General features: G+C 41.0%; 13 protein-coding genes and 1 rRNA gene. 9 read left to right on the top strand and 5 right to left on the bottom strand.

Annotation, left to right across the window (positions count from 1 at the left end):
• Together KJK34_RS12950 and KJK34_RS12945 are read right to left on the bottom strand one after the other, a co-directional pair.
• Window positions 1–121: ribosomal RNA gene (locus KJK34_RS12950) — 16S ribosomal RNA — on the bottom strand; the annotation flags it as partial.
• 636 nt (window positions 122–757) lie between these two features.
• Window positions 758–1,201, bottom strand: coding sequence for a hypothetical protein (locus tag KJK34_RS12945; protein ID WP_223054305.1), 444 nt, complete (start codon window positions 1,199–1,201; stop codon window positions 758–760).
• 262 nt (window positions 1,202–1,463) lie between these two features.
• On the opposite strand from KJK34_RS12945, the gene KJK34_RS12940 reads away from it, so the two are divergent.
• From KJK34_RS12940 to KJK34_RS12905, 8 genes are all read left to right on the top strand, one after another.
• Window positions 1,464–3,449 carry a trehalase family glycosidase gene (locus KJK34_RS12940; protein WP_236937655.1) on the top strand — a complete coding sequence of 662 codons (1,986 nt, stop codon included), beginning with the start codon at window positions 1,464–1,466 and terminating at the stop codon, window positions 3,447–3,449.
• Between the two features lie 233 nt (window positions 3,450–3,682).
• Entirely contained in the window at window positions 3,683–5,590 is a 1,908-nt protein-coding gene (locus KJK34_RS12935) for a patatin-like phospholipase family protein (RefSeq protein WP_223054304.1), read from the top strand.
• Window positions 5,587–6,264 (top strand): primase 1D-like protein, encoded by a 678-nt coding sequence (locus KJK34_RS12930; protein ID WP_223054303.1) that lies wholly within the window; start codon window positions 5,587–5,589, stop codon window positions 6,262–6,264. Before KJK34_RS12935 ends, KJK34_RS12930 begins: the two co-directional genes overlap by 4 nt.
• Window positions 6,265–6,346: 82 nt before the next feature.
• Window positions 6,347–8,293, top strand: coding sequence for a threonine--tRNA ligase (thrS, locus tag KJK34_RS12925; protein WP_223054302.1), 1,947 nt, complete (start codon window positions 6,347–6,349; stop codon window positions 8,291–8,293).
• A gap of 47 nt (window positions 8,294–8,340) precedes the next feature.
• Window positions 8,341–8,871 carry a translation initiation factor IF-3 gene (gene infC / locus KJK34_RS12920; protein WP_223054315.1) on the top strand — a complete coding sequence of 177 codons (531 nt, stop codon included), beginning with the start codon at window positions 8,341–8,343 and terminating at the stop codon, window positions 8,869–8,871.
• A gap of 146 nt (window positions 8,872–9,017) precedes the next feature.
• Window positions 9,018–9,215, top strand: coding sequence for a 50S ribosomal protein L35 (gene rpmI, locus KJK34_RS12915; RefSeq protein WP_223054301.1), 198 nt, complete (start codon window positions 9,018–9,020; stop codon window positions 9,213–9,215).
• A 97-nt stretch (window positions 9,216–9,312) separates the two neighbouring features.
• Window positions 9,313–9,657 (top strand): 50S ribosomal protein L20, encoded by a 345-nt coding sequence (gene rplT / locus KJK34_RS12910; protein WP_223054300.1) that lies wholly within the window; start codon window positions 9,313–9,315, stop codon window positions 9,655–9,657.
• Window positions 9,658–9,759: 102 nt separating this feature from the next.
• Entirely contained in the window at window positions 9,760–10,077 is a 318-nt protein-coding gene (locus KJK34_RS12905; protein ID WP_223054299.1) for a hypothetical protein, read from the top strand.
• Here the strand turns inward: KJK34_RS12905 and KJK34_RS12900 are convergent, their stop codons facing one another.
• The 3 genes from KJK34_RS12900 to KJK34_RS12890 all read right to left on the bottom strand — a co-directional run bounded on the left by KJK34_RS12900 (window position 10,078) and on the right by KJK34_RS12890 (window position 12,811).
• Window positions 10,078–10,920, bottom strand: a complete 843-nt coding sequence (locus KJK34_RS12900) for an isoaspartyl peptidase/L-asparaginase (protein WP_223054298.1) — start codon at window positions 10,918–10,920, stop codon at window positions 10,078–10,080.
• Between the two features lies 1 nt (window position 10,921).
• Window positions 10,922–11,863, bottom strand: coding sequence for a cyanophycinase (locus tag KJK34_RS12895; RefSeq protein ID WP_223054297.1), 942 nt, complete (start codon window positions 11,861–11,863; stop codon window positions 10,922–10,924).
• A 63-nt stretch (window positions 11,864–11,926) separates the two neighbouring features.
• Entirely contained in the window at window positions 11,927–12,811 is an 885-nt protein-coding gene (locus KJK34_RS12890; protein ID WP_223054296.1) for a cyanophycinase, read from the bottom strand.
• Window positions 12,812–13,018: 207 nt separating this feature from the next.
• On the opposite strand from KJK34_RS12890, the gene cphA reads away from it, so the two are divergent.
• Complete coding sequence (cphA, locus tag KJK34_RS12885) at window positions 13,019–15,652, top strand: cyanophycin synthetase (protein WP_223054295.1); 2,634 nt, start codon at window positions 13,019–13,021, stop codon at window positions 15,650–15,652.
• The last annotated feature ends 13 nt before the right edge of the window (window positions 15,653–15,665 follow it).

The raw sequence follows: 15,665 nt of genomic DNA, 5'->3' as shown, positions 1-15,665 counted from the left end.
TTGCATACGCGTTACGCACCCGTGCGCCGGTCTCAGGGCCCGAAAGCCCCTACCCCTCGACTTGCATGTGTTAGGCCTGCCGCTAGCGTTCATCCTGAGCCAGGATCAAACTCTTCATCGTAGATTTTTAATGTCTTATACGACTCTTTWTTAATAGGCYTTTTTTCGATAAAAGCGAGTACTTTTTCTTACTCTCTCTTATGCTGTCAATYCAATATGTCTATGAACGTGTCTTCTTTGTTTTCGCTTTCGTTGTGAAAGCGGGTGCAAAAGTACAACTTTCTTTTTATCTGRCAAGCGTTTTGAAAAATATTTTTTTATTTTTTTTTCGCTTTGCTTTTCCAATAAAGGTTGTGGCTTTTTCTCCTGTCCGTTTTTACCGAACAGGAGGGCAAAGATACTGTATTCCCTGTTTTAGTTCCAAATGTTTTGGTAACTTTTTTTTTCAGGGCACCTCTTTGCTTTTGCCGCTTCTTTTATTATCAGTTTGTGTGTGAACGTTGCCTTGATTACTTCACCTAATCCATATTTTGTTTTGGAGTTCAGTGAAGCGCCTTATGGCTTTATTGCGGGTGCAAAAGTAGGTCCTTTTTTGCCTTTTCCAAACTTTTAAACACCTTTTTTTAATGTTTTTTTAACCTTATGGCGTAACACTTTGATTATCTATACGTTGATCAAGAAAGTTTTTTTTAATCTATCCCCAACAAAAAACAATCCCGCCATAAGGCGGGATACATATATAATATATAGTGCTAAATTATGCTTTACCAAAAAGTTCTTTAAATTGTTTTGGAGTTAGCCACCTCATCATCCCCATTACACCGGCTTTATCAATATGTATTATCTCAACATACATTTTCCCAAGCATCTTTTTATATTCAAGACTTAAAACATCACCATTTTCAAGTTCAACTCTTTTTTTAGTCCCCTTCTCTACCCCTTCAAAATTAGTTAATAAGTCATACAAGGCATCAATGTCAGAAGCCTTAAAGACAAACATTTTGTAATCGTCTATGCTCTCGAATCTTTCATCACGATAAGTCATAAAGCATAGAGTGCTTTCTTTCTCAAGTTTAGCATACGACTTACCCAAAAGCTTATACTCACCTATAAGCTCAGATTCTTTAACTTCCGAAACTTTAAGTTGGGCAAATGAAAGAGTACTTACAAAAAGCACCACAAGTGTAAAAATTTTTTTCATGTTGTTGTTTTGTTAAATGAATTTGCAGCGAATATAGACTATTTTCTTACACAATAAGCATACTTGCTATTTTTTTCTTCCAATTTTCGATTTAAAATTATTTTACTGATTATAATTAGCTGAAAATAAATCACATCCGCCTATCAAACATTTTATAAAAAAGTAAAAAATATGTACTAAGTATATGTTAACCTGTTTATTAATGATAATCTGAACGACAGAATTTTAGTACTTTTATGCTCCCACCTATCAATAAAAGAGAATGGGCATTATACTACCAACAAAGAAGAAGCGTAATTTTAAGCAAGCTGCCCTATATACGGGTACTATTCTTGCAGGACTTTTATATATGAGTTGCAGTAAAAAATTTTCTGAAAGCCAAACATTTTTTAATCTGCCTGTTGATAAAACCATGCACGACCTGCTGGCAGGCTATGATACTGACGGCGATAAAAAAATAACAAAAGACGACGCGCCCCAAAAAGATTACTACATGGTAAGCACCAAGGGCGACACCGTTATAATACGCAATACCTATTATCTTTCTAACCTGTTACAGGAGCTTGCCATTGCACACGAAGAGCATCACGACAACCTGCATATAAGCCTTAGCCGCATACAGGAACCCCCTGCCGAACGCATTTCGCGCCGCATACGCACCCACTTTTGGGACGACCTTACCCGCACTATTGATGAAGAAGGGCTTAACCGCATTACCGAAGACGAAAAAATGCACGACAGCCACCAGCGCATATATGTACCCTATCATGATAGTACAGGTATAGAATACTTCCTGGAGCTGCAAAAGCGCAGGCGAAACCTTGAGGTGGTTATACTGCCCCCTGTTATTAGTGCCGAATATGTACGCTCTATAAACACCCGCCCCGGCATACTCTCCTTAAAAATAGAGAACGGCAAAGGCGTGCCTTTTGTAGTGCCCGGCGGCAGGTTTAACGAAATGTATGGCTGGGACAGCTACTTTGAAGGCAAAGGCCTTATTATAGACGGAAGGCTTGACCTTGCCAAAGCTATGGTAGATAACTTTTGCTACCAGGTAAAATACTACGGAAAAATACTCAACGCAAACAGGTCATACTACCTTACCCGCACGCAGCCGCCGTTCCTCTCTTCATTTATAAGAGAGGTATATGAGGCGACACCCGCAAGAGAGCGCAGTAACGAATGGCTTGCCCACTCCCTTAGCATGGCGATAAAAGAATATGAAGAAGTGTGGATGGATGGCAAACGCTACACGCCCGAAACAGGGCTTAACCGCTACTATGCCGGAGGGCTTGGCATTCCGCCGGAAACAGAGCCGGGGCACTTTAGGAGCATACTACAGGAATATGCCGATAAATACAACCTCTCTGTACTCACATTTGAGGAACGCTACAAAAGCGGCGAGATTAAAGATGCCGCGCTCGACCGTTACTTTGTGCACGACCGCACCCTGCGCGAAAGCGGGCATGATACTACATGGCGACTTGATAATGTAGCGGCCGACCTGAACTGTGTCGACCTTAATTCTTTGCTATATAAATATGAGAAGGATTTTGAGTATTTAATTGATGCTTATTTTAAAGGTAACTTCACTGCCGAAAACGGCGAAAGCTATACAACTGCATACTGGCACGAAAAGGCTGCTACCCGCCGCATGAAAATGAAGCAGTATTTATGGGATGCCGAAAAGCAATGCTTTTTTGATTATAATATAAAGACCGAAAAGCTAACCGATTTTATGTCGGCGACTAATTTCTTCCCGTTGTGGGCGGGGCTGTGCACCGACGATGAAGCCGAAAGCCTTGTAAACATTATGATGACAGAGCTAAAGGCGCAGGGCGGCATACTGGCATCGAGCAAGGCTTCTACAATAAAATATGCCACTAACGATGTGCAGCGCCAGTGGGACTACCCCAACGGCTGGGCGCCACACCAGATGTTGTTATGGAAAGGCCTTTTAGATTATGGCTATGAAGCAGAAGCCCGCGAAATGATTTACCGCTGGTTGTGGACGATAACCCAGAATGCTGTTGATTATAACGGCACCATACCCGAAAAGTATGACGTGGTAAACAGCACCCATAAGGTATATGCCGAGTATGGCAATGTGGGCACCGAGTTTGCCTACATAACCAAATCGGGGTTTGGATGGATGAATGCGTCTTACCAATACGGGCTTAGCCTGCTGCCCGAAGACTATGTGCACAAACTGGATAACCTCGAAAAACCGGAAGAGGTGTTTAAATGATATGTTTTGAGTTACGGGTTTAAAGTTTCGGGTTTAAAGTTTGATGTTGTCATTCCGAGCGTGTCGAGGAATCTTTTGTCATTTGCGCTATTATTACCGTTGTATTAAGCTCCCGTGCCGGGACTATCGGTGGCGAAATAAGCCATACCGAGATAAGTCACGCTTAATTTATATATATATTAATTAACATCACGTTTTTTTTCTTACTTTACAACAATTTTCAACTAAAGTATATGAGACAAAAAACTAAACACTTTCAAAATTGCCTAGGTGTTTTTCAAGGGGGTGGTTGCAAGGCAAGTGCTTATGTAGGAGCTTATCAAGAAGCTACTGATTGGGGAGTTTCTTTTTCAGAATTGGTGGGTACATCCGCTGGGTCTATTGTCGCAGTTTTGATTGGCGCAGGAGCGTCACCATCAGACTTAGAGCGTATGATAAAAGAACTGGATTTTAAAAAGTTTATATCTCCAGCAAAGAAAATAGGAACTAATAAACTTCCAATTAAATTGAGAATTGCAAAACACTTTATTGATAAAAAGTGGCAGGAGTATCTACCGGTTGTGACATATTTTGGAATGCATAATTCCGAAAATATAAAAGATTGGCTTGAGGCTAAACTTCAGGAATTGCTACCAGACGTTCCTAAACCAATCAAATTTAAAGATTTAATAATTCCCACGAGCGTAATAGTTACTGATATCATTACTAAAAGGGTAGAAGTATTTAGCACTGAAAAGAGTTCTAGTAAAGATGTGAGCGAAGCAGTACAAGCTTCTTGCAATATCCCAATTTATTTTCAACCCGTTGAAATGCGTTACGTGGATGGAGGAATTTTAAGCAATTTGCCCACCTTCATATTTGAAAACCATCCTAATCGTAACTATGATAAAATTTTAGCATTTAGTCTGGAAAGTAGGCCTGTTATTAGTTCTATATTAAACATCGAAGATTATTTAAGAGCACTAGTAAATACCGCTTTAGAAGGAAATTTAGATATTCAACTCTCATTACAAGAAAATATACATTTAATTAATATTGACACGGGGGATATTTCCGCAACAGATTTTGATAAGATAAACTCTCATACAATATTGGATTTAATAAATCGTGGTAAAGTTGCAACCAATGATTTTTTCAAAAATGAAACAATAAATGTTGGTGAGAGTGTGAAGAGATGGGACATCACGTTTAACTCCTATTTTACAAAAAATTATTTGATACAAAATTCAAGTCAAAAATTCAACCAAATAATTATTTGCGATACAAATAATAAAGATTGGGTATACGACCTCTTTCCAACATTACTAAAGTGGAAGAATGATAAATCAGAAATTACATTTATTTTCCCAAAAGATAGCGACGATACTGATAATAAAAAATTCAGGATACGATTTCTAAACAATTTCGGCGTCAGAATTCACTATGTAGGTAATCTGCCCTTTAGAGGAGCAATATTTGATGGTGCTGAACAAGATAATTGTAAAGCTATCTTATTTAATCATAATGAAGGGAATGAATATCATGCGAAAATATATTCAGGAGTAGAAGATTCTTATGTAATTGGATTAATGCATAATATGTTGAAAGATTATGTAACTCGCGATGAACATACAAGAGTGAAATTATCGGAAGTAGATCACAATGAACTCATTGCCAATCTCCGGCAAGTTAAACAATATTCTAACGAAAATGTACAAGTAACTATAAGGAAGATAAATGTATGTGATGTAATATTTTTAACAAAATATGTATTGGGCTACAAGTATCGACAAATAAAAACCTTGTTCGACTTATATGACAAGTTTGGATTTGATTATTTTCGTCCCACGAAGTTAGTGTTGTCCAATGATAAATATACCCTTGTTACACCACCAATACTCGAAATTGTAGACCAAAAACTCTACCTTATAGATGGAAATACACGATTTACGTATGCTTATAGAAACGGTATCGAAAGTCTTACATGTGTTGTAGTTGAGAATGTTAATTCGCCATTCCCCACTAAAGACAAATTTTTACCAAAAGAAATATTGTTGTCCGACAAAAAAAGAGAAGGAGACACGAGGTACAATAAATTTGATTATAGCAAGTATCGGAAAATTGAGGAATGTGTAAGAAATCCAAAAAATTGCCTGTTATGACAAATATTGAAATACTAAAACAAATAATTGGGGAAAACCTTGAAATTAATGAAATTACTTTTGCAAAATTTGATGGATATCAGACATTCGAGAATCGAATAGAATTAGCTGGTGACTTGTTGGATGTTTATCGACATGCATTAGATAAGAAAAATGAATTCGAAATGCCCTTTTGGGATAGCTTGAATTTGAGTTTATTTGATAGGCATATTTCAGAGTCAAAAATATTTAATCAAATATGTTTTCACAATAGTCCTAGTGTAATCAGACACGTACCTAAAGATAAATTCGACTTATTTTTCACATTACTAAAAGAGACTAATGAATATTGGACAATTAATTCAAAAGTTAGTTTGAGACAAAGTGGTTGGAAACATTTATTTTTGCTTGATTTCCATATCCCCGTAAGTTCAAAAAATGAAAAAATCTGTATTGAAGTTATAAAAGCTTTAAAGGTTAAAGGGTATTTAGTAGATAGCGGTAAATCTTACCACTTTTATGCTAAAGATTTACTAAGTGAAGAGGAAATGCTAAGTAAGCTAGCCCAATCTCTGTTATTTGCCCCTATAGTAGATAGAGCTTGGATTGCTCATCAGATAATTGAGAGGGCCTGTTGTCTCAGAGTGTCAAAAAAATACGATAGATTACCCTTAAAGGTTTGTTTTATTGAGTAAATTAATTGTATAATTCCTTAACCCTCCCCTATTGCACCAAACCCTGTAATCCGTTATCTTTGCCGTCTATAAAACTTTAATAATGATAAATATTACATTACCTGACGGTTCAGTTAAAAAATTTGATGCAGGCGTTACTCCGATGGATGTAGCCATGAGCATCAGCGAGGGATTGGCACGCAACGTTATATCGGCGTCTTTCAATGGTACAACTATTGAAACCAAAACCACACTGACGACGGACGGTTCTTTAATATTATATACCTGGAATGATAAAGAGGGCAAGAAAGCCTTTTGGCACTCATCGAGCCACGTTTTGGCGCAGGCGCTACAGGAGCTTTACCCCGGCGTAAAGCTTACTATTGGCCCCGCTATAGACAATGGTTTTTACTACGATGTTGATTTTGGCGACCAGCCCATTACCGACAAAGATTTTAAAGCCATTGAAGACCGTGCGCTTGCCATAGCCAGGGATAAGCATGAGTTTAACATGCGTTCGGCTACCAAAGCCGAGGCGCTCGATTTTTATAAAAAAGAGAACAACCCCTACAAGGTAGAGCTTATAGAAAACCTTGAAGACGGTACTATCACGTTTTGCGACCACAGCACCTTTACCGACCTTTGCCGCGGCGGCCACATACCCAACACCGGCATTATAAAAGCGTTCAAGATTATGAGCGTGGCGGGTGCTTATTGGCGCGGTGATGAAAAGAACAAGCAGCTAACCCGCGTGTATGGCGTTTCGTTCCCCAAGCAAAAAGACCTTACCGAGTATTTGGAACTGCTGGAAGAGGCCAAACGCCGCGACCACCGCAAGCTGGGCAAAGAGCTGGAACTGTTTACCTTTTCGCAAAAAGTAGGTCAGGGATTGCCGTTGTGGCTGCCAAAAGGAGCCGCATTGCGCGACCGTTTGGAACAGTTCTTGAAGAAAGCACAGAAGAAAGCCGGATATGAGCAGGTGGTAACACCGCACATAGGCCAGAAAGAATTATATGTAACTTCAGGCCACTATGCCAAGTATGGCGCAGACAGCTTCCAGCCGATACACACGCCAAATGAAGGCGAGGAGTTTTTGCTGAAGCCGATGAACTGTCCGCACCACTGCGAAATATACAATAGCAAGCCGTGGTCTTACAAAGACCTGCCTAAGCGCTATGCAGAATTTGGTACCGTTTACCGTTATGAGCAAAGTGGCGAGCTGCACGGGTTAACCCGCGTTCGTGGCTTTACTCAGGATGATGCACACATATTCTGTACGCCCGACCAGCTTGATGAGGAGTTCAAAAAAGTAATAGACCTGGTGCTGTATGTGTTCAGTTCGCTTGGCTTTGAGAACTTCAGCGCACAGATATCACTTCGCGACCGGGAGAACCGCGATAAGTACATCGGCAGCGACGAAAACTGGGAAAAAGCAGAGCAGGCTATCATCAATGCCGCTAAAGACAAAGGGCTAAACACCGTTGTTGAGTATGGCGAGGCGGCTTTCTATGGGCCTAAGCTCGACTTTATGGTTAAGGATGCACTGGGCCGCCAGTGGCAGCTTGGTACTATTCAGGTAGATTACAACCTGCCGGAGCGTTTTGACCTGACTTACAAGGGTTCTGACAACGAACTGCACCGACCGGTTATGATTCACCGTGCGCCGTTTGGTTCAATGGAACGATTTATTGCGATTTTGCTTGAAAACACAGCAGGAAACTTCCCGCTTTGGCTGATGCCGGAGCAGGCTATCATACTGTCTCTTAGTGAGAAATATGAAAATTATGCTAAAAAAGTTTTAGAATTGCTGGAAAATCACGAAATTCGCGCCCTAATTGACAACAGAAACGAGACCATCGGTAAGAAAATCCGTGAGGCTGAGACTAAAAAGTTCCCATTCATGCTGATTGTTGGCGAGGAGGAAGAAAGGAACGGAACGGTATCAGTGCGCCGACACGGTGAGGCCGGTAAGGGTAACGAATCTATGACAATAGAACAATTTGCCTCGCTTGTTGAGGAGGAAGTAAATAAAACACTAAAAACATTTTAAGTTTAATTTAAAATTTTAGAGCCATAGCTATAAGAAACAACAGGGGCATACAGCCCAGACAGGAAAAAAAAGACGCACACAGGACTAACAATGCCATAAGGGTACCTGAAGTAAGGCTTGTGGGGGATAATGTAGAACCGGGAGTTTATAAAACATCGGTTGCCCTGCAAATGGCCGAACAACAGGAACTTGACCTTGTGGAGATATCTCCTAAAGCGGAACCGCCTGTATGCAAAATAATGGATTATAAAAAATTCCTTTATGAGCAAAAGAAGCGTGATAAAATGCTTAAGGCAAAATCTACGCAAATTACGGTAAAGGAAATTCGCTTCGGCCCGCAAACCGATGAACACGATTATGAGTTCAAGAAAAAGAATGCGGAAAAGTTCCTGAAAGAAGGTTCTAAGCTAAAGGCGTTTGTGTTCTTTAAAGGGCGTTCTATCATCTATAAAGAGCAGGGGCAGATATTACTGCTAAGGCTTGCCCAAGACCTTGAGGAATATGGCAAGGTAGAATCCCTTCCGGTTCTTGAGGGTAAAAGGATGATTATGTTTATCGCGCCGAAGAAGAAAAAGTAGATTAAGCCGAAAGGCTAAAGTCATAAAGACCAAAGTTAAAAGTCGGGAGTTGTAAAGTCTGCAGGATTAAATTCTTTAAGGCTTTAAAACTCTCGGCTTTAAGACTAAAAATAAGTAAGTAAGAATATAATAAATACAGGAAGAAAATGCCTAAAATGAAAACTAAATCCAGCGCCAAGAAACGCTTTAAAGTTACAGGTTCTGGAAAAATCAAAAGGAAGCACGCTTTTAAGAGTCACATCCTGACAAAAAAATCTAAGAAGCGCAAGCTTGCCTTAACACACGCTACATTAGTTCATCCTGCGGATGAGAAGAGCGTAAAAGAGCAACTACGTTTAGTTTAATAAACGGTTCTCTTTCGGTTAAAATAAATTAATAACCCTGGAGTATGGCTTTTAAGTCCCGCAAAATTGGGCGCCTGCTACAAAAACAAAGAAAATTATGCCAAGATCAGTAAATTCAGTAGCTTCAAGAGCTCGCAGAAAAAAAGTCCTTAAGCAGGCCAAAGGTTTCTTCGGCCGTCGTAAAAACGTTTGGACAGTAGCCAAAAACGCAGTAGAGAAAGCAATGGCTTACTCTTACCGCGACAGAAAACAAAAGAAAAGAAACTTCCGCGCACTTTGGATTATGCGTATTAACGCAGGTGCAAGGCTTCACGGAATGAGCTATTCTCAATTCATGGGTAAAGTAAAAGCAGCAGGTATAGAGCTTAACCGTAAGGTGCTTGCAGACCTTGCTATGAACCACCCTGAAGCGTTTGCTGCAATAGTAAACCAGGTTAAATAAGAACGTTTTATCAACAATATTATTCTTACTTATAAATAAGCCCGCTCCTAAAGAGCGGGTTTTTTATTTATCTTAGGCGTAATAATTATAAATCTGACTATCATGAAAACCGACCGCTACACAAAAGTTGTGCTTACCATTATTGCAGCCTGCCTTGTAATTAATATACTGGAGAAAATAGAAATTATGCCGAAAGCCTATGCAAGTGGCGATAGCAAACCAACTTCTGCTGGTTCAAATTATGCAGTAGTACCGCTAAATGAAGATGGCAGCATAAGTGTTTCGCTTACCAACACGGCGCCTATGGATGTAAATATTGTTGGCATCCGCACAAGTGATGACCTTGATGTGAATGTAAACCTGCAAAAGATTGGCGGTTACTCTACCTATGGTGAAATACCTGTAAAAGTTAAGCAGTAATTATCCGAACATATCCAGATTATTACCGTCATATCCCGCATATACCATGCTGGGGTGCGAATCGTCATGGTATATGTTACCTTCATGGTCTATGGCTATCGCGCCGCAAAAGCCATCATAAGGTTTCATTTCATCAAATGTTTTTGAAAAGGCGTCTTTAAGTGACATACCATCTGTAACTCGGGTAACTATTTTTGTTGCTGTCGCATTACTTACAATATCTTCCCCTACCCCTGTACAGCTTACAGCACAATAAGCATTTGCATAATTGCCGGCTACAGTAGCAGAATCTGATATACGCCCCACCATCTCAAAGCCTTTACCCCCTGTAGAGGTTGCAACTGCAAGGTTGCCTTTATTATCGAGCGCAACACAGCCTACAGTGCCAAGCCCGTTGCTTTTCAGTTTTTCCTTATATTCTTTCCGGCGTTGTTTTATCTCGGTAGAAAACGGCTCATGTCCGTTCTTCCTTGCAAACGCAGTTGCCCCCTCCCCTCCTAATATCCTGTCTTCATAAGGCAAAAGCAACTCTGCAACCTTAACCGGGTTTTTAACTTCTTCTATGTTGATGACACCACTCATTTTCATGGTAGCGCCATCCATTACCGCAGCGCTCATGCGTATCTTTCCGTCACTTTGTATCTGAGAACCTATGCCGGCATTAAAAAGCGGATCATCCTCTAAAAGTGTAACAGCATATACAACCGTTTCCTGTGCGGTATGGTTTTCAAGATAAGCATAAGCCTGCTTAACAATACGCTCCATTGCGTCTTGTTTTGCCTTTTTTGTATCAGCATCGGTATGCGATTCACTGAAAAAACCGCCGTGTATAATTATCTTCATACTATTCAAGATCTTCACTTTTCATTTGCGGAACATCATCATCGGCTTCAGCAGGTGCTGTAAGCGGAATGTGATATTGGGAATTGTGTATTTCCATAGTGTGCGATTTAAGGTCGTATGTATCATACATACTCATAACATGCACCACAAGGTTATTTATACTTATCGGCCTGCCCATCTCGACTTGCGTCAGGTTCGTATCCATAACATTTCGCCCGTCAACTAAAATTACAAGTCCGGAGCCTATAGCTTCCATTTTGCAGTCGCTTGTTATAAGGAGACCTGTGTCTTCTCCAAGCCCTATACCCAGCACACGCGGATTACCTACTACAGCCTGAAAAAGCCTGCCAATACGCCCGCGCTGTACAAAGTGCGTATCTATAATAACACTTTGTATAAGGCCAAGCCCACTGGTAATCTTTACTTCGCCTTTTAAAAGCGCTTCGTGGCTGCTGCCCTGATATATCATGTTATTGGATGCCGCTGCTGCCCCTGCCGAGGTACCGGCATATATAAAATCTTCATGGCGGAATTTATCCAGTATTATATCATGCAGTTTGGTGCCTCCGAGAATTGAGGTAAGGCGCAACTGGTCGCCACCGGTAAACATAACAACATCTGCATTTTTTATCCTGTCAAGTACTTCAGGATCGCGTGTCTGCTCCCTTTTTTCTATATGCAGCAGCCCTACATTTGTAGCACGCAGGTACTCAAATGCCTTAACATACTGCGGCCCAACCTCACGCGGAATTACAGAAGCTGTTGTTATTACCTCAATCCGTGATTCTTCATGATGAGCCGATTCATTTATTATCCTTCTTAAAATACCGGTTTCAAAAAAGTTAAGATTATTGGGGACACCTTTGGCAAGAGTGGCTTCATCTGTAAAATTACCCTTATCTACCGCTCCTCCAATAATTATTAATTTTCCTTTTGCGTTCATTTATTTTTATTACTCATGGTTGCTATAACTGCAATTTACAATATATTTATGTAAATGCCTGTATTATTCGTCCCTGTTATTGCTGTGGTCTATATTCAGCTTAAAGCGGTCAAGATGGTAAATATCATATTTGCTCATAACGTGCAACGTAACATTTTCTATAGATATAGACTGGCCGTCATCAATATCATTAAAGTTACTGTCTACTATACCACGCCCGTCAACAATTATGCTCATTCCCGGGCCAATGGCTTCCATTTTTGTACCGTTGGTTACCATCAATGCGGCATTTTCTTCAAGGCCAATGCCAATAATACGCGGATTAGCCACTACTGCCTGCAAAAGGCGGCCAATCCTGCCACGGGTTATAAAGTGGGTATCTATAACAACATCGTTAATCATGCCCAGCCCGCTGGTTAAGCGCACCTTGCCTTTGTAAAGCGCAAGGTCGCTGGTACCCTGAAAGACCATATTGTTAGAAGCAGCGGCAGCCCCTGCCGAACTGCCTGCATATATAAAATCTTCTTTTTGATATTTTTCCTGCAAAAGGCTTAAAAAAGGTGTACCACCCAATATGGATGTAAGCCTTAACTGATCGCCGCCTGTTATCATAACCACATCTGCTTTTTCCAGCCTTTTCAGTATTTGCTCATCACCCGCCTGCTCCCTGTTCTCTATTTCCAGTATACCTGTGTTTTTTGCATTGAGCCTTCCGAAAGCCTCCTTGTAATCCTTACCTATTTCCTTTGGAAGCGTTGATGCAGTTGTTACAATTTCAATACGCGACTTTTCTTTTTTTACCGATTCCTGCACGATGCGGTGCAATATGCCTTTTTCATAATACTCATCTACTGCGGTATCATTATCGCCGGCATTTTTAGGAACATCCTGCGGCCTCCCTTTATCTTCGGCACCGCCAACAATTATAAGTTTACCTTTTATAGCCATTTTAATTATGTGATTTAAACGTGCATAATTGCTATTATAAAATTAGAATATTAGTACCTGCACATTGGCTAAGAAGATGATAAAGTTTTGCTAATGTTTATTGAATTAGCACTTTTCCCCATTTATTTTGTGATGTAAACAACAAACAAGCAATTCTTTTAAAAAAATCTTAAAATATTACAAAAAATCCACACACCTATCCAAAATATGAAAATCAGGAAAATACAGGTGCTACGCGGGCCGAATGTCTGGAGCAACTACAGGAAAAAATTAATACAAATGCGCCTTGACCTTGAGGAACTGGAACACTACCCTACCGACAGGATACCGGGTTTCAGGGACAGGCTACAAAAGCTTATACCATCGTTAGTAGAACACCAGTGCAGCGAAGGCAAACGCGGCGGGTTCTTCCTTCGTGTGGAACTGGGTACATGGATGGGGCATGTTATAGAACACATTGCACTTGAGATACAAACTATTGCGGGCATGGATGTTGGCTACGGCCGTACACGCTCTACCAATGAAGAAGGCGTTTATAATGTGGTTTTTGCCTATACTGATGAGGAAGCAGGCCTTTATGCAGCCGAAGCAGCAGTAAGGATAGCTGAAGCAGTAATTCGCGATGAGGAATATGACCTTTGTGCTGATATAAAGAAGATGAAGGATATATGTGAGAACAACTGCCTTGGGCCAAGCACCAAAAGCATAGTTGAGGAAGCCGTTAAAAGAGGGATACCTTATATGAGGCTCGGCAACGACTCTATGGTACAACTGGGCTATGGCGCAAACCAAATGCGTTTCCAGGCAACCATGACCTGTAAGACAAACACTCTTGCAGTTGACCTTGCATGCGACAAGCAACGTACCAAAGAATTGCTAGGCAGTGCCGCAATACCGGTACCTAAAGGGGAGCTTTGCAGCAGTATTGCGTGTTTGGAAGAGGCTATTCGTAATATCAGCTTCCCTGTAGTTATAAAGCCGTTAGATGGCAACCAGGGTAAAGGCGCAACCATTAATGTTACAAACCTTGAAAAAGCAAAAGAAGCCTTTATACACGCGCAACAATACAGCAGCAGGGTTATGGTTGAGCGCTATATAAAAGGTTTTGATTTCCGTGTTCTTGTTATTGACAATAAATATGTGGCGGCTGCCAAGCGTATTCCAGCCCATGTTACAGGTAACGGGCGCGACAGCATACAAACGCTTATAGACCTTGTTAACTTTGACACTAAGCGTGGCAACGGGCATGAAAATGTACTGACAAAAATCAAAATTGACAGGGATACGGAAGAGATGCTTGAAAAAGCAGGCTACACACTCCAAACCATTCCTGTAAAGGATGAAGTGGTTTACCTTAAATCGACAGCCAACCTCAGCACCGGAGGTTCATCGGTTGATGTAACTGAAGAAATACATCCTGAAAACATAGCGCTTGCTGAGAGGATTGCACGCATTATAGGGCTTGATATATGCGGTATCGACATCATGGCGGAAAGCCTTAGCGAGCCTATTACACAAAATGGCGGCGCCATACTTGAAGTAAATGCGGCACCGGGCTTCAGGATGCACCTTGCCCCTACAGAGGGTACACCGCGCAATGTGGCTGCCCCTGTAGTTGACATGCTTTTCCCTGAAGGAAAAACTGGGCGTATCCCGATTATATCTATAACCGGTACCAACGGTAAGACCACAACAACACGCCTTACAGCACATATAACGCAGAATAGCGGCTTCACTACAGGATTTACAACAACTGATGGTATCTACATCAAAAACAGGCTGATGATGGAGGGCGATACAACGGGCCCTGCAAGTGCCCAGTTTATATTAAAAGACCCAACGGTTGAATTTGCCGTGCTGGAAACTGCCCGCGGAGGTATTTTGCGTTCAGGTATGGCTTATGACCAGTGTGATATTGGTATCATCACTAATATTAAAGAAGACCATTTAGGCCTGAATGATATACACACGCTGGAAGACCTTGCAAGGGTAAAGAGCGTTGTGGTAAACAGCGTGAAAAAAGATGGCTGGGCTATTTTAAATGCAGATGATGTGCATTGCCTTGCTATAGCCGAAGACTTAGAGTGTAATGTGGCTTATTTTACATTACAGCCTGAAAGCGAAACAGTTCAGCAACTTATAGGCAACGGCAAGACCATAGCATTTGTAGATAACGGATATATAACTGTAAAAAAAGACGGGAAAGATATCCGTATTGCAAACCTGCACAACGTGCCGCTGACTCGTGAAGGTAAAATTAAATTCATGGTTGCCAATACGCTTGCTTCAGCATTGGCAACATATTTATGGGGTTTCTCTGTAAGGCAGATAAGTACTGCACTGCAAACCTTTGTTCCGGGCTATGAACATACACCCGGCCGTATGAACCTGTTTGAGCTGCGCAGCTATAATGTGCTGGTAGATTATGCACATAACCCACATGGCTATGAAGCTATTGAAGATTATATCAAAAACATTGGTGCCCGCAAAAAGATTGGCATAGTATCGGGCATTGGCGACAGGCGCGATGAGGATATTATTGAATGTGCCCATATTGCCGGCAGGATGTTTGACCATATCATTATAAGGCAGGAAGGTGACCTTAGGGGCAGTACCGAAGAGCATATTAATAGTATGATGCTGCTTGGATTACAGAAAGCCGGAAGGAATGTAACGCACGAAATAATAGCTGATGAGGAGCTGGCACTGCGCCACGCACTCTCTATAGCCGAAGAAGGTGATTTTATTACAGCACTTACCGAAGATATTAACCTGGTGGTAAGTATCATTAAAGAACAGCAGGCCAAAGAAGATAAAGAACGGTTACAACACACCGCTTAAATAAAAAGAGCCT

It is taken from the genome of Flavobacterium coralii (genome assembly GCF_019891545.1).
Taxonomy (GTDB): Bacteria; Bacteroidota; Bacteroidia; order Flavobacteriales; family Flavobacteriaceae; genus Flavobacterium; species Flavobacterium coralii.
Note: the sequence above shows the minus strand (reverse complement) of the source record. Positions and strands in the feature narration are given on the sequence as shown.